The organism is Agrobacterium sp. InxBP2, assembly GCF_026191755.1.
Lineage (GTDB): Bacteria > Pseudomonadota > Alphaproteobacteria > Rhizobiales > Rhizobiaceae > Agrobacterium > Agrobacterium pusense.
Map to the genome: position 1 here is coordinate 1 of NZ_JAINDY010000023.1, position 20,913 is coordinate 20,913.

Consider the following 20,913-nt stretch of genomic DNA (forward strand, 5'->3'; position numbering starts at 1 on the left):
GGTCGTTGAGGCCACAAATGTGGCCCGAGAGCGCGGAGCGAAGTGGTTGCATGTCGACTTCGAAACGCATCTGACTTCATTCTACCGGAGCTGCGGATTCCGGCCGACAGAGGCGGGACTCATCGAGTTGAAGTGACGACATCCGTCGAACCGGACGCTTACACTCTATTATGCGTCATTGGTCTAGGAGTAGAAAGTTCGCAGACTTTATTGTTGCAAGTGAAGATGAGAATGTTCTCGAGCTCAATGAATGCGCACAGCTGTCTAGGTACTTGAAGAGGTTGCCTGGTCGTCCTGGCGGAATATCAAGAGGTCGATATGCATTCGCTCACGTGCGCCGATCAAACCTTCGATTTAGTTGTTCATTCAGACACTCTCGAGCACGTCGGCAACCCTGTAATAGCGCTATCAGAGTGCAGACGGGTTCTGAAACCGGGCGGTCTTTTAGCTTACACTGTTCCCATAATTGTAGGCCGGTTGACCCGCGATACGGGACTGCCCAAGAGATACCACGCTGCCCCAAGCTCCAATGCATCCGACTTTCTCGTCTTAACAGATTACGGAGCTGATGCGTGGAAACATGTCATCGAGCTTGGATTGATGAAGTCTGTTTTAGCACTTTCGATTACCCTGCGGGATAGCAATTAGCGCATCACGACCAAGCGATCAGTCATCCGGCAATTTTTGGTTGGAAAAACTCCTTTCACGAGGAAAAAAGTCATAAGATTTTTTTAGATATCGGTCATAGGGGAGGGGCATTGATTTCTTGAGGTATCTTGCAGTTGGTGTATGCATCGGAACGTAAGCGCGTCGTCGGACAGTGCGCGTTATCACCTCATATAAAGCCATCGGTTTTTAGTGGCTGGATCATTGTCTCGACTTGAGCCTGAGAATAGGGTATCCGCCTCAAAACATAATCAGCTACGCATTTTGCCGAGGAAAAATATGGCCGACGATCTCGAGTTCACCGGCGAACGCTATCTACCCACAATTGGTGGGAATATCTACCTCGAGCACATGCATCGGTATCATCTGGCGAAGAATTTCGTCAAAGGCAAAGATGTTCTTGATATCGCCGGTGGAGAGGGTTTCGGTACGGCGCTTCTTGCGGAAACTGCTCGATCCGTGATCGGTGTCGATATTTCGGATGAAGCAGTACGTCACGCGCAGTCGAAGTACAAGGCCGAAAACATTTCGTTCAGGGTCGGGTCTTGTGAGGACATTCCTCTATCATCGGGCTCAGTGGATGTCGTGATATCGTTCGAAACGCTTGAACACATCGAGGCCCACGATCGATTTATGCAGGAGATCAAGCGTGTTCTGCGCGATGATGGGATGCTGATCATTTCGACACCAGAGAAATACGCCTATACCGTCGCGACCGGGTTGGCCAATCCGTTTCATGTGAAGGAACTATTCAAGAGTGAATTCAACGACCTTTTGGGTCGGTATTTTTCACATGTATCGATGCACGGGCAGAAGATTGGTTTTGGCTCGATCATCGCGTCGGAAAATCAGGCTGCGCGTTTTTTCGAGGCCGACGCTGGAAGTGGGGTGACCACCCCCGGAATTGCGAAACCAATGTATATGATCGGCGTCGCATCGGATCGACCGGTCGACAATGCGAATATGAGCGGCGTTTTCTCCCAGGACATTCAGGGCTCTGAACCAGTCCTCAAGCGCGTGGAATTTGAACAGGCTCAATGGGCCGAGATCCTGATGAAGGATGTTGATCATGTTTCTGGTAAAGTTGATGCGCTTCAGCGCAACAACTGGATGAGCAATGCGTCACTCTCTAAGCTTTTGAAGCGTCTGATATACGCCCGGTTCTTGTACGCTTTGTCAAAAGTCAGTGTCTTCAGCAGCCGCAGACGCAAGAGGTTTTTGAAGTCTGCAGAGAAGCGCGACCCAATGTTATTGTCGCGGAAGGTCGATCAGTTCTGTCTCGACTATTACCAGAGGATAACTTCAAATAAGATTATCGCCGGGAGCCGCTCCAGTATCAGCGCGCAGACCGGCGTGAGGGTGACTGCGATCGTGCCAAACTTCAATCACGCGCGGTTTCTTCCTCAGCGTCTGGATAGCATCCTGGCGCAGACTTATCCGCTTATCGATATTCTGGTTCTTGATGATTGCTCCAGTGACGACAGTCGCTCGGTAATTGACGCATATGTCAAGCGTTTCCCTGAGCGTATCAGAGCTGTTTATAATACTGAGAATTCGGGAAATGTGTTCCGTCAATGGCAGAAGGGTCACTCACTGGCAAAAGGTGATTTGGTCTGGATTTGCGAAAGTGATGATTTTTGCGAGCCGACTTTCGTTGAAAGAATGATCAATGCATTCCGTGACCCAAGCGTGATGATGGCGTTCGGACGAATCCAATTTGCGAATAGTCTGGGAGAGTATTTCGCTGGGCTGGATCATTATCGTGACGATGGTGAGCCAGGTATCTGGGAAGCGCGCATGACCCGTCCGGCCGCCGAGTGGTTTCGCGGCGGCTTTGGCGTCAAAAATGTGATTGCCAACGTCGGAGGAAGCCTCTGGCGGCGTTTTGAGATTTCCGATCAGGTCTGGGAAGAGGCCAGAAGTTATAAAATCATGGGTGATTGGTACCTCTATTCGGCTATCGCAGGCGGTGGACAGATCGCATACGAGCCCAGTTCCGTAAGCTATTTCCGTATTCACGATAGCAATACATCCGGTAGCAGCGCTCAGTCGAAGCCAGAATATTATAAAGAATACGCGCGACTGATGACATCGTTGAAGAAGCGATGGGATATTCCAGATGGCACCCTCGAACGCTTTATCGAGGTCTGTCGCAGCGTGTCGAAAAGCGCTGGAGTTCCGGCTGAAGAATTTCAAAAACTGGTGAATTACCAAAGCCTTAGTGCGGTCCCGCGTGAACATATTCATGTTCTGGTCGGCATTTTGGGCTTTTCGTTCGGCGGTGGAGAAATATTCCCGATTCACCTCGCGAATGCACTTCGGCGCAAGGGGATAATGGTTTCCATTCTTCAGATGCACGACGTGGAGGATCACCCAGACGTGCGGCGTATGCTCGACCCTGGTATTCCCGTCTACACCGCCAATGCGGTTCGCGATATGGGGATAGATAGTTTCATTGCGAATGCAGGGATCTCGGTGGTCCATTCGCATGTTGCCAATGTCGAGGGGTTCTTGCTCGACGGACAAGGCATCTCAGCGCCCTTTATTTCGACACTGCATGGATCCTACGAGGCCATGGATGTTTCGACGAGCAGGATCGACCGCTGGAGCAAGAAGATTGATAAATTCGCCTATACTGCCGATCGAAACCTGAGGCCGTTCGGTAATCTTCAGATTAGTAAAGAAAAATTCGTAAAAGTAAAAAATGCGATGCCTGTTGATGAAGTAGCGTTTCCCAAAACACGTGCTCAGCTGGGTGTGGCGGAGGATGCTGTCGTATTTTCGCTTGTTGCACGAGGGGCTGAAGGCAAAGGCTGGGTGGAGGCCGTCAGGGCATATCGCTTATTGCGAGAGCGGCGACCGGATGTCCCGATGGCGATGCTTATGGTGGGCGAAGGGCCAGCCACGGACGAGGCCAAGCTCTTGGCTTCGACGGAAGGGAGTATTCACTTCCTTGGTTTTGTTAAGGAGATCTATGGTCTCTACCGTATTAGCGACGTAGCTCTGATACCGACACGCTTTCCAGGTGAATCTTATCCCCTGTGCTTGATACAGGCGCTTCAAGTTGGGGTCCCTTGCGTGTCTACGGATGTAGGTGAGATCAAGGCAATGTCGCAGATCGATGGTCAACAAGCTGGAATTATCATCGCCAATAACAGCGACAACGACCGATTTGTGAATGAATTGAGCGATGCCATGGAAAAAATCTTGGAGAAAGATGTCCGTGACGGCTTTAGCGAAAAAGCGCAACTCCTTGGAGCGACATATGATATCGATGTGCTCGCTGGTGAGTATCTCGATCATTATCGTTCTGTGCTCGCAAGGAAGTGACGTTGGCGGCATTAAGGTGATAGGCGTTTTATGAAGATATTAGTTCTCGGCGGCGGTGGGTTCATCGGCTACCATCTTGTCGAAGATTTGGTGGTCGCGGGACACGAGGTGAAGGTGCTGGGAAGAAGCCGTCTTCCTGGACGTCCGCTACCGGCAGGTGTACAGTATGTTTCGGGAGAGTTGGCTGATAGCCAGCTGATGCGCGAGCTTCTGGTGGATGTAGACGCGGTCGCGCATCTCATCAGCGGGACGGTGCCGTCCACGGGCGATAAGGACCCCGGCAAGGATGTTGAACTTAATCTTCTCGGAACCCTGAGCCTCCTCGAGGATATGGCAGCATGCAATGTAACCCGCATTCTCTATTTATCTTCGGGTGGAACTGTCTACGGCAAGCCGCAGGAGGTCCCAATTCCCGAGGGACATATACTCGACCCGATATGTTCGTATGGCGTGGTGAAGGTTGCGATAGAGTCCTATCTTAAACTCTATGAGAGCAAGGCCGGTATACGGCCGGTTGTGATCCGAGCCTCCAATCCTTACGGTCTCTATCAGGGCAACCTGGGCGTCCAAGGGATAATAGGCACGTATCTCAACCTTGCCCTGAAGCACCAGCCAATCGAAATATGGGGCGATGGCTCCGCAATTCGGGACTATATTCACGTCAAAGATCTTAGCAGCCTGTGCGTCACTGCGCTGCTCAGTGACAGGGTCGGCGTCTACAACGGGGGTAGCGGAACTGGGACTTCCGTCCTCCACATCGCGGAAATCGTACAAGAGATAACGGGTAATCCCATTCCAATAGTCTATAAGCCTCATCGAAGCCTCGACGTTCCGGTATCCGTTCTCGACATAGAGCGGGCAAAGATGGATTTCGACTGGGAGCCAAAGATTGGTTTGAGAGAGGGGATCGCCGGCGTCTGGTCATGGCTGAAGGAACACGAATAGCGATTGCTATCACGCAGTCGTTCGCTTCATGGTTGACGTTTGATAGCTTCGACTGCGCCCTTGAGAAAGCCGGCAGCCTTGGCCCGCCGGCGCGCTGAGAATAGAGCGCTGGGCGACATGATCAGCGCGAGGGCTTGAACGAAAGTCGAAAGTCTTGGAAGCGGCCGCTGGTGCTTGCTGCCGGTATAGATTCTCGATTGCGCCATATGAAACGCCTTTAACCGAGCGATTTCTGGAGATCGGCCCGACGACTGTCCCGCCGCATGGAAAACAAGGGCATCGTGTACAAATACGAGTTGCCCTGATTTTGCAAGGCGCAACGATAGGTCATCATCTTCGTGATAAAGAAAGATAGCTGGGTCAAAGCCATCAACCGCGTCGAATTTTTGCTTTGAAACAAGAAAAGCGGCCCCGCTCAAAACGGGAACGACAGTATCGACCGCGGGCCAGCCCTTTTTCATGTAGCGGCGGCGTGGCAATAACCAGGACCGCCGCTTGAAATATTCACTTCCGTCCGAGTTGGAAATTCGTGGATTAAATGCGACGCCCGACGGATGACGATCAATGGCCTCCAGCAAGGCTTCAATTGCGCCTGCGGTCAATCGGGCGTCAGGGTTTAAAAACAGGATCCAAGGTGTCTGCGCCACCGCCGCGCCCGCATTGCAGCCGCGGCCGAAGCCCTGATTTTTCTCCAACTGAACAATCCTGATATTTCTTCCGGCAGGGAGGTTCGCAAAACTATTCGTTTTCCCGTTGTCGACGAGAATTATAGGCGTTTCCTCAGGCACCGTCGCGATCATGTCCGCTATGAGCGCATCACTCTTGTAGCAAACAGAGACCACCGTTACGTCCGAGAGTGACAAACTAGACATTTTGACTCCAGAGACTAGGCGCACGATCCCTCCTCAACTTGGCAACCTTTGATGAGTTGCTGTAGCGGAAGGTATTAATGCGGTTTTGTTCAACTCGAAGCGGAGGCATATTCCAGCGCACTTACGCGGAGGCGAGTCTCCTTAGATATACGCCATAATCACCTTTGCCGGCATTTTCTGCGAGTGCTGAGAATTCGGATCTCGTGATAAAGCCCTTGCTCAGAGCAATCTCTTCCGGACATGCAATCTTGAAGCCCTGTCGCTTCTCCAGCGTCCGCACAAACTCGCCCGCCTCGAGAAGACTGTCCGGTGTCCCGGTATCAAGCCAGGCGTAACCGCGTCCCATGATGGATACTTTCAACTTGCCGCGCTCGAGATAGGTCCGATTGACATCCGTAATCTCGTATTCGCCGCGCGCGGATGGTTTGAGATTGGCGGCGATGTCGACGACATCGGCATCGTAAAAATAAAGACCCGTGACCGCCCAGTTGGATTTGGGCTTTGCCGGTTTTTCCTCGATAGAGAGCGCGCGCATTTCGCTATCGAAATCGACCACGCCATAACGTTCGGGATCGTTCACATGATAGGCGAAGACCGTAGCACCGTCGTTTATGCCCGTGCCGGCCTGCAGAAGCTCCGGTAATCCGTGGCCGTAATAAATGTTGTCGCCAAGGATAAGGCAGGATGGGGAGCCCGCGACGAAGTCAGCGCCGATCATATAGGCCTGCGCCAACCCATCAGGGCTGGGTTGAACCGCATATTCAATGGAAAGACCCCATTTCGAGCCATCACCCAGGAGAGACTGGAAAAGCGGCATGTCATGGGGCGTCGAGATGATCAGGATTTCGCGGATGCCGGCCAGCATCAGCGTGGTCAGTGGATAATAGATCATCGGCTTGTCGTAGACCGGCAAGATCTGCTTAGAGACCGCCAATGTCATGGGATGCAAGCGCGTACCGCTGCCTCCGGCCAGAATAATGCCTTTCATGGCGTTTCCTTTTTGCTCTGCGCAAGAGCGGTAACGACCGCGCGCGTTGATGTTTGCCAGTTCGGCAGCCTTATGCCGTAAACCGCTTCCAGCTTGCTGCAATCAAGCCGCGAGTTTGCCGGACGCCGAGCTGGTGTAGGATACTGTCCAGTCGTGATGTCGTTGACGATCATCGACTTTCCGCCGTTTTCTTCAGAAAATGCGAATATCTGTTTCGCGAAATTCGCCCAGTTCGTTTCCCCGGTCCCGGAAAGATGAAAAACTCCACGGAGACGGATCGAGGAATCGTCCAAGAGTTTCCTTGCGATTGCTACGATAGCGGTGGCGATATCGTTGGCCGAGGTTGGGCATCCGAACTGGTCCGCGACCACATTGATCTCCTCGCGGCTCTCGCTCAGCCGGAGCATGGTTTTTACAAAGTTGTTGCCGTACTCCGAATAGACCCATGCGGTTCTCAGAATGGCGTAATTGCCAGTAGCCTCCGAAACGGCCTGTTCGCCTTCGAACTTCGAGCGGCCGTAGATGGAAGTGGGGCCTGTCGGATCGCTTTCGACATAGGGCGTTGCCTTGGTGCCATCGAAAACATAATCCGTAGAAAGATGAATGACGGGAATACCAAGTTCACTTGCCGCCTGCGCGACGGCCCTAGCTCCGTCCCGATTAACGGCAAAAGCGACGTCCGGTTCGCTTTCTGCCTTGTCGACAGCGGTGTAGGCAGCAGCCGATACCACAGCATCGGGCTTTATCTCTCGCAGGGCCTTCAAAACAGTTTGAGGCTGCGCAAGGTCGAGTTCCGGCCGACCGAGAGCCACGATCTCCAGTTCGGCGCTCGCCAGTGCCTGAAGGGCGCTGACGACCTGACCATTTTTGCCCGTAACTGCCAGCCGCATTCGTTCAGCCCTTGGTCAGAACGCCAAGGCGCTCTCCGGCATAAACACCCTCGCGAAGCGGCTGCCACCACCATTCATTGTCGAGGTACCATTGCACGGTCTTGCGGATGCCAGTTGCAAAGTTTTCCTGTGCTTTCCAGCCGAGCTCGGTTTCCAGTTTCGTTGCATCAATGGCGTAGCGCGCATCGTGACCAGGACGATCGGTGACGTATTTGATGAGGTCGGCATAGGGTTTGGATTGAGGGCGCAGTTCGTCGAGAATGGAGCAGATGCAGTTCACCACATCGATATTCTTCTGCTCGTTTCTGCCGCCCACATTGTACTTCTCGCCGACAAGACCCTTTTGAACGATGAGCCACAGGGCGCGGGCATGGTCTTCCACATAAAGCCAGTCTCGGATGTTCGCGCCGTTTCCATAGACTGGTAGCGGTTTGCCATCCAACGCGTTGAGAATGATCAGTGGAATGAGCTTTTCCGGGAAATGGAATGGTCCATAATTGTTGGAGCAGTTGGAAATGACAACCGGAAGGCCATAGGTGCGCTGCCAGGCTGTGGCGAGATGATCGCTTGCGGCTTTCGAGGCGGAGTATGGCGATGAAGGATCGTAAGGGGTTGTTTCTTCGAAAAGGCCCTGATCCCCGAGCGAGCCATAAACCTCATCGGTTGATACATGAAGCATGCGGAAATTCACCTTGGCCTCGCCCTCAAGGCCACTCCAATATTGCCGCGCCGCCTCCAGCATCGTGAAAGTGCCGTTGATGTTGGTCTGGATGAAATCAGCTGCGCCGGTGATGGAACGGTCGACATGGCTTTCGGCGGCCAGATGCATCACGTAATCCGGCTGGAATGTCGTGAATGCGTCATTCATCGCAACCCGGTCACATATGTCGGCCTGAAGGAAGCGGTGATTGGGTGCATTTTCGATTGGCTTGAGGGACGCCAGATTTCCTGCATATGTCAGTTTGTCGACGGTGAGAACATCCGCGCCGATCTCGCTCACGAGATAACGTACGAGGGCCGAGCCGATAAATCCGGCGCCGCCGGTAACTAGAACGCGCATCATCAGTTTCCAGTGTTTTGGTAAGTAAAATATTCAGGCAATTCCGACAGAAGCGGTTGCTTGCCGTCCTTCTCGGAGAGGACGTAGCCCTCAAGCTTCGGCCAATTGATACCGATGGCCGGATCATCCCATTTAACGCCGCGGTCATTGGCGGCACTATAGGGCGCCGTCACTTTGTATGAGATGACCGTGTCGTCAACGAGCGTCATGAAACCGTGGGCAAATCCCGCTGGAACCCATAGCTGTTCGCCATTTTCTGGTGAGAGCTCGACAGCCGCCCATTGCCCGAAGGTAGGCGATCCCATTCTGATATCCACCGCAACATCCAGTAGCCGGCCACGAATGCAGCGAACGAGCTTGCCCTGCGCAAAAGGCGCTGTCTGAAAATGAAGTCCGCGTACGGTCCCGGCCTGTGCGGACAGGGATTCATTATCCTGCACGAATTCCACATCCGCTATATTTTCGCGAAACCATTCCCTCTTGAAAACTTCGCTGAAGTAACCCCTGCTATCGCCGAAACGAGCCGGAGTTATCTTTTTCAAGCCTGGTATCGTTAATGCTTCTAGTCGCACTATGCGGATCCTGTCTGCTCTGCCTCTCAAGGTGATATGGCTTTATCGGCAGGGACAGTCAATAACGCTTTATTAATCGCCCACACAAGAGCGACGGAATCTCCGGTAGTCATTGAAGCTTTACGCCGAAATGTGCGGCCATCATCTTCGATTCACGCGTGCCCTTCGCAACTTCACGATCAAAGCACTTCGCGTACTGCTCGGTGCCCTTCTTGTCACGGCAAGAGCGTTCGGCGTTTCTGTTGACTGCTTTTTTCCAGTCAAATGGTTCTGACTTCACGATCGGTCCTTGTTGGCAGGCAGTCAGGCATGCGGCCGATAGTGTGATAAGTAAGTACTTCATGAAATCTCCGACTCTCGCCTGCTGAATACAATGAATTTGATCCAGCTTATAAACTTCACGAGCGGATCGGTGACGCCGAAATAGAAGAACGCGACGAGAAGGGTAGACGTCAACGAGTTGCCAAACGGACTGTCATAAAACGTGAGGCCGCGCCTGCTGGGTCCATCGCCGAATGGAAGAAGTAAGCCAATAAGAACCACTGGAACAATCATTGCGTGAACGAAGGAAATTCCCCAGTTGAACGTGTGTTTGGGCCTGTTCAATTCCAATACAAGCAAGGCGACAAATCTGCAAATCATCAGGGAACTTGCGATGTAGTTGGACAGTAAAAAGGTATTCCATCCGTTGAGACCCCTAAAATGGGCCTCGATCTGGCTAATGTAGTACAAATTAACTGGCCAAATCGGCCAATAGTCGGCAGCAGTGAAATCGACCACCTTCTTCGCGAGAAAAAGCGGAACAACCCATGCCCCGAAATATGCCGCAGCGAACGTGGTGAGCGACACCGCCATAAACCTTTTCTCAAACTCCAAGACAGACTTTTCAATCACCCCTACGCGACCCCCATCGCAGTTGTTTGAATTCATGGCGCGTATGAATGCTCGGGCGCTATTTGCGAAATGAAATCCCCCAGCAGTCGCGGGATTATGCTCAACTCTAAGTCTGTGTCTAGGCCACCTGAGGTGGCTTTTTGGCGCCAGATCTCCACGGTAAATCAATGAGAAACATCTTAGCAGAAAACCTTGCTGCGCTTGAGGCGCGGCAGCTGGTGGCGCGCGACTTCCTCTGGTTTGTTGCGCGCGATCGAGCGACTGGTGCGCCGGTCACCGATGGCATGTGGTCTGACGTCGGAAACGTGTCTGCGGCCATCGTGCATCCTGACACAGGTTTGCCGGTCACGCGTGACTGGTACGGTTCGGGAACGCTGGTGCAGATCGATGACATTCCGCTCGTCGCTAACCTCTCGGTCCAGAACGTCAATATCCGCCTGTCTCAGGTCAGTGAGCACGTGCAGACGCTGGTGCGGCAGTATGATTGCCGTCAGGCCCGCGTCGAGATCTACCGAGGTTTGTTCGATCCGGATAGCCGCCAGATGGTGGCGCCGGCGGAATGCCGTTTTGTTGGGTTCGTGGACACCATCACGATCAACACGCCTTCTGAGAATGAGGAAGGCAGCGTGACGATGGTTTGCGCCAGCCACACTCAAGAGATGACGCGTTCCAACCCGTCGACGCGCAGTCACGCGACGCAGGTGCTGCGACAGGCCGGCGATGCTTTCTACACCGACGCTGACACCTCGTCCGAGTGGGAGTTCTTCTGGGGTTCTGAAAAGGGCAAGGTCGCCACGCAACCGAATAAGAAAAAGTTTTTAGGAATCTTCTGATGGACGTCCGCTTCGCCACCGCCGAGGATCGCGACCGAGTTGTGGCGCTCCTGCGTGAGAGCCATGAAGCCGCCGGGTTCACCGACGACGATATCCTGTCGACGGAAGAGCAGGAGTTCACGCCGTTCCTCGGGCTGGCTGATACGATCAACGGTGTTTCGGCAAATCATCCTTCGCCGGCAGATGGATGGGTCGCCAAGACCGCACCGCCGATCTATCGGACGGACCTTGAGGTGATCGACGGCAACCGCCGTCTGATGGCCGATGTCGACCTGAATTTCGTTCCCTATCCGGAACAGGTCCAGCGCCTGATGAAGTCGGCGCTGGAGGAGGCTCGACGCTTCCGCAGGCATACGATTGTCCTGCCGCCAAAGTTCTGGGCCTACGCCACGCCGGGAACGGTGTTCTCGTGGACGTCAGAGCGCAACGGCTACATCGCCAAGCTAGTGCGGATCGATGGTGTTGCCGACCGCGCTAACCTCGACGTAATGATCGACATCACCGAAGTGGACCCGTCGGACTACGATTGGAGCAGCGATACTGAGTTCAAGCCACCTGTCGACGGCCAGATTGGCGTCATTCGTCCGACGCCACAGCCTATTGTGGATTGGTTCGCGGAACCGGCCACGGTCAAAGATAGCTTCGGTGAAGATCGGCGACCGGCTATCCGGTTGACGTGGGACAACAGCGATGGGCGCCTCGATGACGTTATCGGCATCGAATACGAGGTGAGGCTACAGGCTACGCTGGAGAAGGTCTCCGAAGGCCGCACAGACCAGCCGCAGGTTGGCTCGATGCTCATCTCGCAAAGCCTCCTTCCGGCTGAAAGTTATGTTGTCCGTGGGCGATACATTCCTGGCGGCGACAGGCCGGTATTATGGACCGGGTTCATTCCCGTCATCACGCCGAACATCCTGCTTTCTGACAAGGATGTGTTTGTCGACATCGATCTGAGCGGTGTTGAGGAAGCGCTCGGCTGGCTGCGCAACAGCACCCGAACAGCACAGGATGCCATCGACGGCCTCATCGCCGCCCAGATGGAACTGGCAACGGTCGCGTACAAAGACACGCGGAAGCTTGCCAGAGATCTGTCTGTCGAGTTGGGCGCGGCTCGTGCTGAATATCGCGAGGATATCCAGCTTGCCGTAAACGAGACCATGGCCGTTGCAGGCAAGGTCGAAACACTGACGGCGGCGTTGGGCGGGAATAGCTCTTCTGTAAATATCGCATGGGCAGCCCTTGCAACGCCGGCAGAGTACGCCGCGCGGTACGGCGTGACGGCGGCTGTCAATGACGGTCAATATCGTTCGGCGTCATTGCTATTGGATGTTCCGTCTAATCCGTCCAGCCCAACCCGGCTAGTTGGCTTTGCTGACCAGTTTGTCATCGCCAGCGGAGACATGTCTGTAATCAAGCAGCCGTTCGTTGTTCAGGATGGCATCCTCTATGCCAAGGACATCAGGGCTAACAGTCTTTCCGCGTTCTCTGCCGTTCTGGGCAACGTCGACATTTCGAGCGCCTACATCGGCACACTGACTGTCGGCACCTCGAATATCGATCCCGGAGCAATCACCGCGGCTGCGTCTGATGTTCTTCCAGGAAACGGGTCTGTTGACATCACCCTTACCCACGGCCTTGGCTCTCCGCGTGTGCAGGTGGATGTGGTCGGCAAGGTGTTTTCTGGAACGTCGACCGATCAGCAGTACGTGAGCTTCACTCTGCGAAACGTCACAGACAACGTCGACATCGAAACCTTCCTGGTGTTCTCGAAAACGACACCGGCCGCCGGTGCTGCGCGCCTCCTTGGCGCAACCACGTATCTGTTCAACCCGCCAAGCGGGCGCACTCAAACCACGTTCAGGCTGACCGCAACGCCGCAGGGAGCGACCCCTGTCAATTCCACAATCGTTGCTCAAGCATTCAAGAGGTAATCCATGACAGCCGGAAATCAGATGCAGGTCAGCGCCAGCAGCCGACCGTCGATCAGTTCCTTACGGAAATCGCGCCCATCGCTTGGCCGCCGGTTTAGTCGCAGGGGAAGGCGTCCATCAATGCCTTGATGACTATATGTCCCGCTTCGCCCGCCGGTCTATCGCCATCTGCTGGATGATCAACTACGAAGCGACGTAGTATGCTAAGGTGCTGATCCGATGTTATCGCCAACTTGCCGGGTGGGCAGTAAATTCGCTGGTTGTGTTTCACGGCGAAATAACTGTTCGCCCATCCAATCCCATCAGCGAGCGACGCAATCCTCAATTTAACGAGACCGGCGTTGCGATCATTCTCCAACATCTCGCGAATGGATTCCGCACCGGCCGCGCCGGGAACTGCGAGTGAAAACAATAATACAAGATGGCTGGGTTGCATCGTTACCCCCGTTTCTATGCTGCACCGGTTTTAGATAGATCTAATGAGAGAAGTAAAGCCACCCATCTTGGTGCGCTACCAAGGCGCTGGTTTTGCTGGTGCCGCCGGGAAGGGACCTTCGCATGAGTATCGAACCTCATGCTGGGACTCGGCGATCGAGAAGTTTGATTTTGTTGTGCACGTACGTCCGGTCGTCTTGAGCCACTCGATCGTCGCACTCTCGTACGATGCGGGGGATGTATCTGTGGCCAGCAGCGCAGGGCTCCCGGTGCCGTCTTGCAGGTTCATTCCCGGCTCTCTGGCAATCAGTAGGCGGCGTTCTTGGGGCTTATCGACTATGCGAAACGTTGACCCACTTGTGGCACTCTGCCACATGACAGGTTCGATACCGTTGAAATCGTTTGTGGCATAGTTCGTCCCAGCGCATCCGGCGGTCGCGAGAAGCACCAAACCAGCGATTCCACGATCAAGCGAATGCATGCATCTCCCCCCTCGATAATGGGGCGACACTACATCCCCTGTCTTCGCGGTCAAGTTGAACGTTAACGCGGGCGCCTAGCAACATCAGTGGTCTAGCGGCTCCGCACAACCCACTAAACAAAAGAGGCCCGTCGCTCCTCGTAAGTGCCAGGCCTCCGTGCCTCGGCCTGTTATGAGCGTGGCACTTCTCCCATATCTGCAAGTATCGGCTGTATCAATAGCAGCAAAAGACCCGCGCAGCGGGGGGGATGTGTGCGCGGGTCTTTAGGCCATGGAGTTGGGGACATGGCGACGGATTTAACGCCAAGGCCGCCTTAATGTTCCCAGCGCTCCCTTAAAAAGGAAAATCAATGCCAATCACCAAAATCTCCACACAGGGGAGGGCTTTCGTGCGCCTGCATGAGGGCAATCCTCTCACCGCCTATCTCGATCCTGTCGGTGTGCCGACTATCGGGACCGGTTTCACGATGCGCAGCGATTCCGTGCGGCGCGAGCTGGCCAAGATTGGCATCACGAAGCTCGTGCCAGGCAAGACTAAGATCACCGCTGCGCAAAGCGATGCCATCCTCGATGCTGTGCTTGCCGCCGAATACGTGCCCGCTGTCGTTGCCGGTTCTCCCATCGACCGCAGGCAGCACGAGCTCGATGCCGCCGTTTCTGTCACTTTCAATCTCGGCGTCGGCGCCATGAACTGGACGTGGGCCGACTACTGGCGGAGAGGCCAGATCAAGAAGGCCGCCGCTCATCTTGCCGCCAACTACAACACCGCGAAAGGCAAGAAGCTGCCGGGCCTCGTGCGCCGACGCAAGGAGGAGGCCCTGCTATTTGAGAAGGGCATCTACACCGGCGTAGCGAGCGCGACGTAGGAGGCGACGGCCGAGCCGTTAGCCCAGCCTGATCCGGTTGTGAAGGAAGCGCAGGAGCTGCTGACTGCGGCTGGTCTCAATCCCGGCGCCATCGACGGCTGGATGGGCGAGAAGACAAAGGCAGCGGTGATTGCATACCAGAAGGCCCACCCACACCTGATCGCCGATGGCATCATCGGTCCCGCCACGCTCGCACAGCTTCGACGCGATGCCTCAGCTGCAAGGGAAGCCGTTACGAAGGGTGTAGGCTCAGCCGCAAGCTCAGGCTTGCTTGCTTTCGTGGCTGGCCTCCCTTGGGGGTGGATCGTCGCTGGCGTCGCTGTGGTTGCTGTTGCCTATGTCGCTTACCGCATCGCGATGTCGTCGCTCGCAGATGGAATAGCTGGCGCGGCAAGGAGGTGGTGGTTTGATCCTCTTGTGGGCAAAACTCAAAGGCTACCTAGCCGCAATCGGTACGGCGCTCGCGATCCTCGCGGGCGTCTTTTTGTATGGCCAGAGGGCAGGGCGCTCCGCGGCAAAAGACGAACAGGTCGCAGCAAATGCCAAGGCCATCAAGAAGGCCGAGGATGTCGAAAATGAAATCAGGAATTTGGATGACGCTGGCGTTGATGACGCTCTTAGCAAGTGGATGCGCGACAAGCGGTAACTACTGCGACATCGCGCGCCCGGTGCGTCCTTCTGTCGATGACCAGATGACGCCGCAAACGAAGCGGCAAATCCTTACTGAGAATGAGAAGCTGCAGAAGCTGTGCGGGGTAAAGCCATGACCGTTGTGAAAGCCCGGACCGTGAGACGGTGCCTTAAACCTGCATCGTGGCGTTCACGCGCGGCAGAGAGACTTTCTGAGCTTCTCGATACCCTTCTCAGCTTTTTTTATCCCAGCCAAGAGTTGCTCGCTCTTCATCGAGACATGCGTGCCGCACGCCTCGCAAAGAAAATCATCGTTAGCCTTTATCCAGGCTATCGTTTTCTCAGCCCTATGGGCGCATTTGGGGCACGGCAGCCCGACTTGTTGCGTTTCGAACATTCATTTCACCGGATTAGATTCTCTAATTGCATCACAATGCAAGGAGGTTCGCAATGACTGGCGCCGAGATCATGGGCGCCGTCGGTTTCTTCGTGCTGGTTTTCGGCTTTATCTTCGGTCTGTGGAAATACGTTGACGCGAAGATCAGCGCGGCAAAGACGGAGGCGTCTGCAGCGGCGTCGGTGGCCTCAGCGATGGTGTCGCTAGCTCGGGAGGAGCTCGCGGCTCACCGCCTCCATGTGGCCGAAACCTATGTCTCCAAATCCGGCCTTCGCGAGCAGACGGAGCAGATCATGGGCGCTATTGGCGCCGTGAAGGATGCGGTCGACAAAATGACTTTGCGTGTCGATCGCATCGTTGAAAATCAGTCGAAGCCAAGGAGGACGAGGTCGGGGTAAAAACAAAAAGCCCGACACTAAGGCCGGGCTTTTCATGCTTATAGCGAATAGCTATCAGAACTTTACGCCGAGGCCGACGCGGATCGCGTGCTGATCGATATCAGAGGTGATGGTGCCGCCACCTGTGCCGCCGAAATCGAACGTCTTGTCGCCGAAGTCGGTGTAGCGATATTCCAGACGGGCGAATACGTTGTCCGTGAAGGCATAATCAAGGCCAACACCGAGGGTGTAGCCATTGAACGTTTCTTTCTCTTCACCGAAGCCTGCTACGTCCGCATAGCCGCGAGCATAAGCCCAGCCGGCAGTACCGTATACGAGGGCACGGTCAAAGGCGTAGCCAACGCGGCCGCGAACCGAACCCTGCCAGTCGAAACCGTAGGTCAGTGCGCCGTCGAACGCCGTGTTGTCTGCCCAGCTCTTGTCGAAATCAGCCTCGAGACCGACCACCCAGCTGTTGCCGAAATCGTAGTTGTAACCAACGAAGCCGCCGAGGATACCGCCGTCAAAATCCTCCGAGAAGCTACCTGCGGTGCCGCTGATTTCGATGTCCTGGTTGTTCCAGTTGTAGCCACCCTGAACACCGATGGTGAAGCCAGTCCAGCTGAATGCTGGTGCCACATCAGCAACAGGCGCTGCGGGTACTTCAGAGACCGCGTCAGCAGCCATAGCGGTGGACGCTGCCAAAACAAAAGCCAGGGTCGCGAATGTCTTTTTCATGGTCTGAACTCCTAAATTTGAGTATCAACTAAATAACAATTCTCCGAAAAATGCTGTAGCACATGGGCAACACCCGCAACCCAAGCGTATCCGGGGCGGGATGTTGCTGCTCAAGGGTGTCGAATTCACGCGGCTGTGTATCAATTTTATCTGTAAGTTTGACGCTTCGGTGTTATTGCGCCCCATGAGCGAATTCAGAATAGAGCCGATCACGATCAATTGGGGTAATTTTGAAACCCTTGAAACCGTCACCGACCTCGCGCGGGTTCTCCTTCACAGATGGCCCGGAAGCACAGAGGCGCAGGCGTACGTTACCGCTCTCATGGTCTGCTCTGCTGTTCTGGAGAATGGCTTGGACGACAGGCCTGAAGATGCGCGCCTCGCTTTTGTTGAAGCTCCTTATAGGGCCGGTCTGTCGGTCAGTCCCGACGACGAAGCGCGAGATTGGTGAGAAATGATGTTCAGTTGACGAAAGAACCCGCTGGATTTAAGCGAAAACGCAGAATGTGGCCATGGCTGCTAGTCTGCATACTGGTTCTTATCATCGTTGCCGGTGTATATGCCTATCTGGAAATCACCGCCATGATCGACGATCTGGGCCGTCTGTGGGATGACCTGGTGCAGCTGTTCTGGCTGATCATCCCCCAAGGCGAAAAATAGAATGCTTAGCAAAACGAAGCCGCGGTGCCGGGACAATTTGTGCGTTCAGAGTCATAAGAAAATCTTAATTGACTGTTTAAATGTTCATTGTACGTTCCCATTTAGTGCGGGGGCTAAAGAGATGGTGTTAAGACAACTGGTGCGTATATCTTGCGTCAAATGCGGGCTAGCGCACCCTTGTGGGGCCGAAAAGGATTTTGATCCCCCCAAATACTGCGCTGAATGCTCGTCAGAACGTCGAGCGAACGCTAGGCGCTCGCTCAACATCTCAGACGGAATTCGCCTTTCATTAGATGAAAGGTACGTCCTGCCAGAAGGCTACTTTTCTGCTTCTTCTTGGAAATAAGCTTTCAACTCTCTTTCAGCCTTACGGTAGCCGATATTAGAATTTGCGCGAATGGTCCTTGCCACGCCTTTTCCCGTAGGAAAAGATTTGACTTCCCAAGAGTAAGAACGCTGATTATGCTTCGTTAACTTGGCGACTAAGAGTCTCTTCCCCTTGGACTTTTTCCAGGTTATTTCGTCTTCTTCGATGTTGCATCCCCATCCGGATGGGTCGACCTCGGCAAGCATCCGATTTAGCGCTCTTGCGTGTTCGGGCCGAGAAGCAGGGTCGTCAGATAGAAGCGAGCGTATTATCCGGCGCCATTTTTTACCGATATGAGGTAACCATTCAAGCCTATCCGCGTACCCGCCGTCAGGGACAACTGCACGCGGTGCAGGGCTAGATTCGTACCAAGAATGACCGTGCAGGAGCCGGTACAACGTCACGCCCAACGCCCACAGATCCGTTCGGATGCTAGACACTCTCGCTTCGTAGAATTCAGGAGCTAGATGGTCACGATAGCCTCCACCAGCAGCGTATCCTTCTACTATCTCATCAGTCACAAATCCGAAGTCGCCAATTTTCGCGACACCTTTTTCATCTAACAGAATATTCCCAGGTTTAATGTCTCGATGGAGCATTCCCCGTTGGTGAAGTGCGGATAGTCCGTGGCATACGTCACGCGCGATTTTGAGCACTATATCAGGGTGCAAGGGGTTGGCTCTGTAAGAGCGCTCCAGTGAGCCGCCTTCACAGAATTCCATCACTAACAACACGGCGTCGTCAGCAGATGATGCGCAAAGATAGTGGACAGCGACGATGTTACGGTGGCGCGCCTTTTCGAGGTTTGCACCCTCCGCCAATAGGCCTTTTTTTCTGCCCACCCATTGCTCTGGGGGTTCTCCCGCCATAGCGAACAGGGCTTTGACGGCCAGCTTATCACGTATGCCGTCTCGGCCTATGTGTACGCGCCCGAAATGCCCGTGTGCAATCTCTTCGCCAACAATGAGGGTTGATCTGAGGTCGTTCATTTTTCGCACTTTGCCAAGATGCAGAACGCGGCTTCGCGGCTACCAGCACGCAATGCAGACCCGGTGAATTTTTCTTGCCAGAACGTATCGTCACCTATGTATTCGTCTGCTTTACGGTCCCCATAGTTTCGGGAAATTGTAGCCTTTGTAATGGTCTCCGTAGGACAAACTGAGGCCAGGGCACCAATCGCAACGCCCCTTAGTTCGGCGGCCTCAAAATGAGCCAACGTGGGTCTGCCTTGCTGACTGACAGCGCTTCCCTTGACGGCGGCTCGTTCGATCCCATTCTCTTTCGCGTAGTCATAGATTTCTTGGGAGAAGACTGCATAGGCCTCCGCTCTCTGCCCCTTTTGAAGTTTGACATTGAAGTCGGCGTTGATGACTATCTCCCCAGCGCCAACGGGTACCGTTGCGTCAACCAAGACTGCTTTATCTCCAGAGACCGTGACCCCAAGCCAACGTACCGACATTTGCTTTACCCTCTACCCTCTCAGACAGCCGCTCAATCGGCTACTGGTCAATTCCCGAAATTCCATCATGTTTCATAGTTGAAAACTTGATAGCGATTCGAGTATCTCTCCTAAAAGTTGAGTATCGGTTAGTGCTCACTCAACGCTTCGTGGTCTGGTCCCGTTTCATCTCGGCATCGCTGCCATTTATGATCCTCAATGTCTCATCGGCGGCCTTGCTGGCTTCCGCGGCCGCTGCGCTCACCCTAGCTTCAGCCTCGGCTTGTTCTGCCTGCGTCCGTGTCGGGTGATCACCTTGCGCTCGTTCCCCGATGGTAAACCACTGATCTACCGTCAGCAGGCCAATGAAAATAACGATGGCCACAACCGCAAAAAGTCCGCAGATGAAACGTGCCAAGGTCATCATCTATGGCTGCCGCTCGCTGAGCCAAGGGCGCCTCCGCTATAGAAGTCGATCATAACCTATTCCCCGCACTGGTTTTGGGAACCCCTCATCGACCTGTTCCCAAAGGCGAGTTCGCTGGCATTCGTTGATATGAAACGCTTCGGATGCGTTAACGACATCGTCTTTTAAGTACGCGCAGAATGCACTCCATTCCGAACCCATAGGGATACCGTAGAAGTAATCGGTAACGGTTTGAGGCGGCCCGCATTTAACGTATCGCAAATCGTCGTCCGTTAATTTCTTGGTTGTAATCAGTCTATTCAGATACGCGCGCTTTGCTGCATCAAAAACCTGCGTCTCATCGATCCGGCTTATGCAGCCATAGGCCATTACTGCCCCGGTCGACACCACGGCGGCCACATAAATGGCGAAGCCCACAACGATATTCCGGATCCATCTGGCGATTAATGCCACTTTAGATTTCCTTTTGCGTATGAGATGTCGCTGAAGCCGTGATTTTTTTGTGACGTAGAATGTGACATACATTGCCTAACTCGGAGCCTACCGCAACTCAATCGGAGCGAGATTTTTTCGTTGCTTTACACGCCGAGTATGCCAGTCTCGTGCAAACAATAGGGGGGGCGAGCGGATGGGTGTACTAAAGGCGATAGCCAAGATCTATCTAGGCTACACATTGTCAGCGGTAGTAGCGGGTGTCTTGAGCGTCGTTGGCCTGGGCTTTTTCTCTAATCAGGCCAGAGCGAGCTTTGGAGAGCTCGTGTACGTGACGTTGATGACTGCAGCTGCGATTCTTTTCTTTGCACTGCCCGTAGCGGTACCGAGCGTGGTTCTCTTGATGGCGCTGAGAACAAAAAGCTATCTGACGTATGCCGCCGTTGGTGGGGTCTGCCCGATCCTTATCATGGCACTGTACAGCGGCAGCCTGCCGGCCTCCGCAATATTCTCCTCTGTTGCGCTCGCCATATTCTCCATCGGGGCTATTTCAGCCTATCCAATGTGGGCGATTTGCACCGATCGCTGGCGCATATTATAGGCGAAAAGAAATCCGTCGGAGCTGGCCTCATGTCTCATCTCGCGAAGCAGGTTAGGCCAGCAAATCTCCATGCTGAAATTTGC

The 20,913-nt window shown here is 54.2% G+C and carries 24 protein-coding genes and 2 pseudogenes; 13 read left to right on the forward strand and 13 right to left on the reverse strand.

Annotated features, from left to right (window positions below; all coding sequences use genetic code 11):
• The 4 genes and pseudogenes from K7A42_RS06745 to K7A42_RS06755 form a co-directional block, all read left to right on the forward strand.
• Positions 1–136, forward strand: a pseudogene (locus K7A42_RS06745) (GNAT family N-acetyltransferase); the annotation flags it as partial.
• A 182-nt stretch (positions 137–318) separates the two neighbouring features.
• Complete coding sequence (locus K7A42_RS26095) at positions 319–648, forward strand: methyltransferase domain-containing protein (protein WP_174151420.1); 330 nt, start codon at positions 319–321, stop codon at positions 646–648.
• Positions 649–945: 297 nt separating this feature from the next.
• Complete coding sequence (locus tag K7A42_RS06750; RefSeq protein WP_174151419.1) at positions 946–3,996, forward strand: glycosyltransferase; 3,051 nt, start codon at positions 946–948, stop codon at positions 3,994–3,996.
• Positions 3,997–4,026: 30 nt separating this feature from the next.
• Positions 4,027–4,941 (forward strand): NAD-dependent epimerase/dehydratase family protein, encoded by a 915-nt coding sequence (locus tag K7A42_RS06755; RefSeq protein ID WP_174151418.1) that lies wholly within the window; start codon positions 4,027–4,029, stop codon positions 4,939–4,941.
• A gap of 26 nt (positions 4,942–4,967) precedes the next feature.
• Here K7A42_RS06755 and K7A42_RS06760 read toward each other — a convergent pair whose 3' ends face one another.
• From K7A42_RS06760 to K7A42_RS06790, 7 genes are all read right to left on the reverse strand, one after another.
• A complete protein-coding gene (locus tag K7A42_RS06760; protein ID WP_174151417.1) occupies positions 4,968–5,813 on the reverse strand; it encodes a glycosyltransferase family 2 protein in 846 nt (281 codons plus the stop codon).
• Between the two features lie 121 nt (positions 5,814–5,934).
• Positions 5,935–6,801, reverse strand: coding sequence for a glucose-1-phosphate thymidylyltransferase RfbA (gene rfbA / locus K7A42_RS06765; protein WP_174151416.1), 867 nt, complete (start codon positions 6,799–6,801; stop codon positions 5,935–5,937).
• Positions 6,798–7,691, reverse strand: a complete 894-nt coding sequence (rfbD, locus tag K7A42_RS06770) for a dTDP-4-dehydrorhamnose reductase (RefSeq protein WP_174151415.1) — start codon at positions 7,689–7,691, stop codon at positions 6,798–6,800. Before rfbD ends, rfbA begins: the two co-directional genes overlap by 4 nt.
• Positions 7,692–7,695: 4 nt before the next feature.
• Complete coding sequence (gene rfbB, locus K7A42_RS06775; RefSeq protein ID WP_174151414.1) at positions 7,696–8,751, reverse strand: dTDP-glucose 4,6-dehydratase; 1,056 nt, start codon at positions 8,749–8,751, stop codon at positions 7,696–7,698.
• 2 nt (positions 8,752–8,753) lie between these two features.
• Positions 8,754–9,323: a dTDP-4-dehydrorhamnose 3,5-epimerase gene (rfbC, locus tag K7A42_RS06780; RefSeq protein ID WP_174151413.1), complete on the reverse strand. Its 570-nt coding sequence runs from the start codon at positions 9,321–9,323 to the stop codon at positions 8,754–8,756.
• A 109-nt stretch (positions 9,324–9,432) separates the two neighbouring features.
• Positions 9,433–9,666 (reverse strand): hypothetical protein, encoded by a 234-nt coding sequence (locus K7A42_RS06785; RefSeq protein WP_174151412.1) that lies wholly within the window; start codon positions 9,664–9,666, stop codon positions 9,433–9,435.
• Positions 9,663–10,178: a hypothetical protein gene (locus tag K7A42_RS06790; RefSeq protein ID WP_234899221.1), complete on the reverse strand. Its 516-nt coding sequence runs from the start codon at positions 10,176–10,178 to the stop codon at positions 9,663–9,665. Before K7A42_RS06790 ends, K7A42_RS06785 begins: the two co-directional genes overlap by 4 nt.
• A 206-nt stretch (positions 10,179–10,384) precedes the next feature.
• On the opposite strand from K7A42_RS06790, the gene K7A42_RS06795 reads away from it, so the two are divergent.
• Both K7A42_RS06795 and K7A42_RS06800 read left to right on the forward strand, forming a co-directional pair.
• Positions 10,385–11,050, forward strand: a complete 666-nt coding sequence (locus tag K7A42_RS06795; RefSeq protein ID WP_174151410.1) for a hypothetical protein — start codon at positions 10,385–10,387, stop codon at positions 11,048–11,050.
• The gene (locus K7A42_RS06800) at positions 11,050–12,981 is read left to right on the forward strand and encodes a phage tail protein (protein ID WP_282455027.1); all 1,932 of its coding nucleotides are present in this window, start codon (positions 11,050–11,052) and stop codon (positions 12,979–12,981) included. Before K7A42_RS06795 ends, K7A42_RS06800 begins: the two co-directional genes overlap by 1 nt.
• 94 nt (positions 12,982–13,075) lie before the next feature.
• Here the strand turns inward: K7A42_RS06800 and K7A42_RS06805 are convergent, their stop codons facing one another.
• A complete protein-coding gene (locus K7A42_RS06805) occupies positions 13,076–13,417 on the reverse strand; it encodes a hypothetical protein (protein ID WP_174151532.1) in 342 nt (113 codons plus the stop codon).
• An 830-nt stretch (positions 13,418–14,247) separates the two neighbouring features.
• On the opposite strand from K7A42_RS06805, the gene K7A42_RS06810 reads away from it, so the two are divergent.
• The 4 genes and pseudogenes from K7A42_RS06810 (at position 14,248) to K7A42_RS06825 (ending at position 16,188) form a co-directional block, all read left to right on the forward strand.
• Entirely contained in the window at positions 14,248–14,763 is a 516-nt protein-coding gene (locus K7A42_RS06810; protein ID WP_234899237.1) for a lysozyme, read from the forward strand.
• Positions 14,764–14,802: 39 nt separating this feature from the next.
• Positions 14,803–14,904, forward strand: a pseudogene (locus K7A42_RS06815) (peptidoglycan-binding domain-containing protein); the annotation flags it as partial.
• A 265-nt stretch (positions 14,905–15,169) separates the two neighbouring features.
• Complete coding sequence (locus K7A42_RS06820) at positions 15,170–15,409, forward strand: hypothetical protein (RefSeq protein WP_174151531.1); 240 nt, start codon at positions 15,170–15,172, stop codon at positions 15,407–15,409.
• A 434-nt stretch (positions 15,410–15,843) separates the two neighbouring features.
• Entirely contained in the window at positions 15,844–16,188 is a 345-nt protein-coding gene (locus K7A42_RS06825; RefSeq protein WP_174151530.1) for a hypothetical protein, read from the forward strand.
• 54 nt (positions 16,189–16,242) lie between these two features.
• Here the strand turns inward: K7A42_RS06825 and K7A42_RS06830 are convergent, their stop codons facing one another.
• Positions 16,243–16,905, reverse strand: a complete 663-nt coding sequence (locus K7A42_RS06830) for an outer membrane protein (protein WP_282455028.1) — start codon at positions 16,903–16,905, stop codon at positions 16,243–16,245.
• Between the two features lie 100 nt (positions 16,906–17,005).
• On the opposite strand from K7A42_RS06830, the gene K7A42_RS06835 reads away from it, so the two are divergent.
• Both K7A42_RS06835 and K7A42_RS06840 read left to right on the forward strand, forming a co-directional pair.
• Positions 17,006–17,356 carry a DUF982 domain-containing protein gene (locus tag K7A42_RS06835; protein WP_234899137.1) on the forward strand — a complete coding sequence of 117 codons (351 nt, stop codon included), beginning with the start codon at positions 17,006–17,008 and terminating at the stop codon, positions 17,354–17,356.
• A 53-nt stretch (positions 17,357–17,409) separates the two neighbouring features.
• The gene (locus K7A42_RS06840; protein WP_174150462.1) at positions 17,410–17,565 is read left to right on the forward strand and encodes a hypothetical protein; all 156 of its coding nucleotides are present in this window, start codon (positions 17,410–17,412) and stop codon (positions 17,563–17,565) included.
• Positions 17,566–17,883: 318 nt separating this feature from the next.
• Here K7A42_RS06840 and K7A42_RS06845 read toward each other — a convergent pair whose 3' ends face one another.
• The 4 genes from K7A42_RS06845 to K7A42_RS06860 all read right to left on the reverse strand — a co-directional run bounded on the left by K7A42_RS06845 (position 17,884) and on the right by K7A42_RS06860 (position 20,250).
• Complete coding sequence (locus K7A42_RS06845) at positions 17,884–18,921, reverse strand: serine/threonine-protein kinase (RefSeq protein WP_174150463.1); 1,038 nt, start codon at positions 18,919–18,921, stop codon at positions 17,884–17,886.
• On the reverse strand, positions 18,918–19,391 hold the full coding sequence (locus K7A42_RS06850; protein ID WP_129567414.1) for a hypothetical protein: 474 nt from the start codon (positions 19,389–19,391) through the stop codon (positions 18,918–18,920). The genes K7A42_RS06845 and K7A42_RS06850 overlap by 4 nt, the downstream gene beginning before the upstream one ends.
• A gap of 139 nt (positions 19,392–19,530) precedes the next feature.
• On the reverse strand, positions 19,531–19,797 hold the full coding sequence (locus K7A42_RS06855) for a hypothetical protein (protein ID WP_174150464.1): 267 nt from the start codon (positions 19,795–19,797) through the stop codon (positions 19,531–19,533).
• Positions 19,798–19,833: 36 nt separating this feature from the next.
• The gene (locus K7A42_RS06860; RefSeq protein WP_174150465.1) at positions 19,834–20,250 is read right to left on the reverse strand and encodes a hypothetical protein; all 417 of its coding nucleotides are present in this window, start codon (positions 20,248–20,250) and stop codon (positions 19,834–19,836) included.
• A gap of 175 nt (positions 20,251–20,425) precedes the next feature.
• Here K7A42_RS06860 and K7A42_RS06865 point away from each other — a divergent pair, with 175 nt between their 5' ends.
• Positions 20,426–20,830 carry a hypothetical protein gene (locus K7A42_RS06865; RefSeq protein WP_174150466.1) on the forward strand — a complete coding sequence of 135 codons (405 nt, stop codon included), beginning with the start codon at positions 20,426–20,428 and terminating at the stop codon, positions 20,828–20,830.
• The last annotated feature ends 83 nt before the right edge of the window (positions 20,831–20,913 follow it).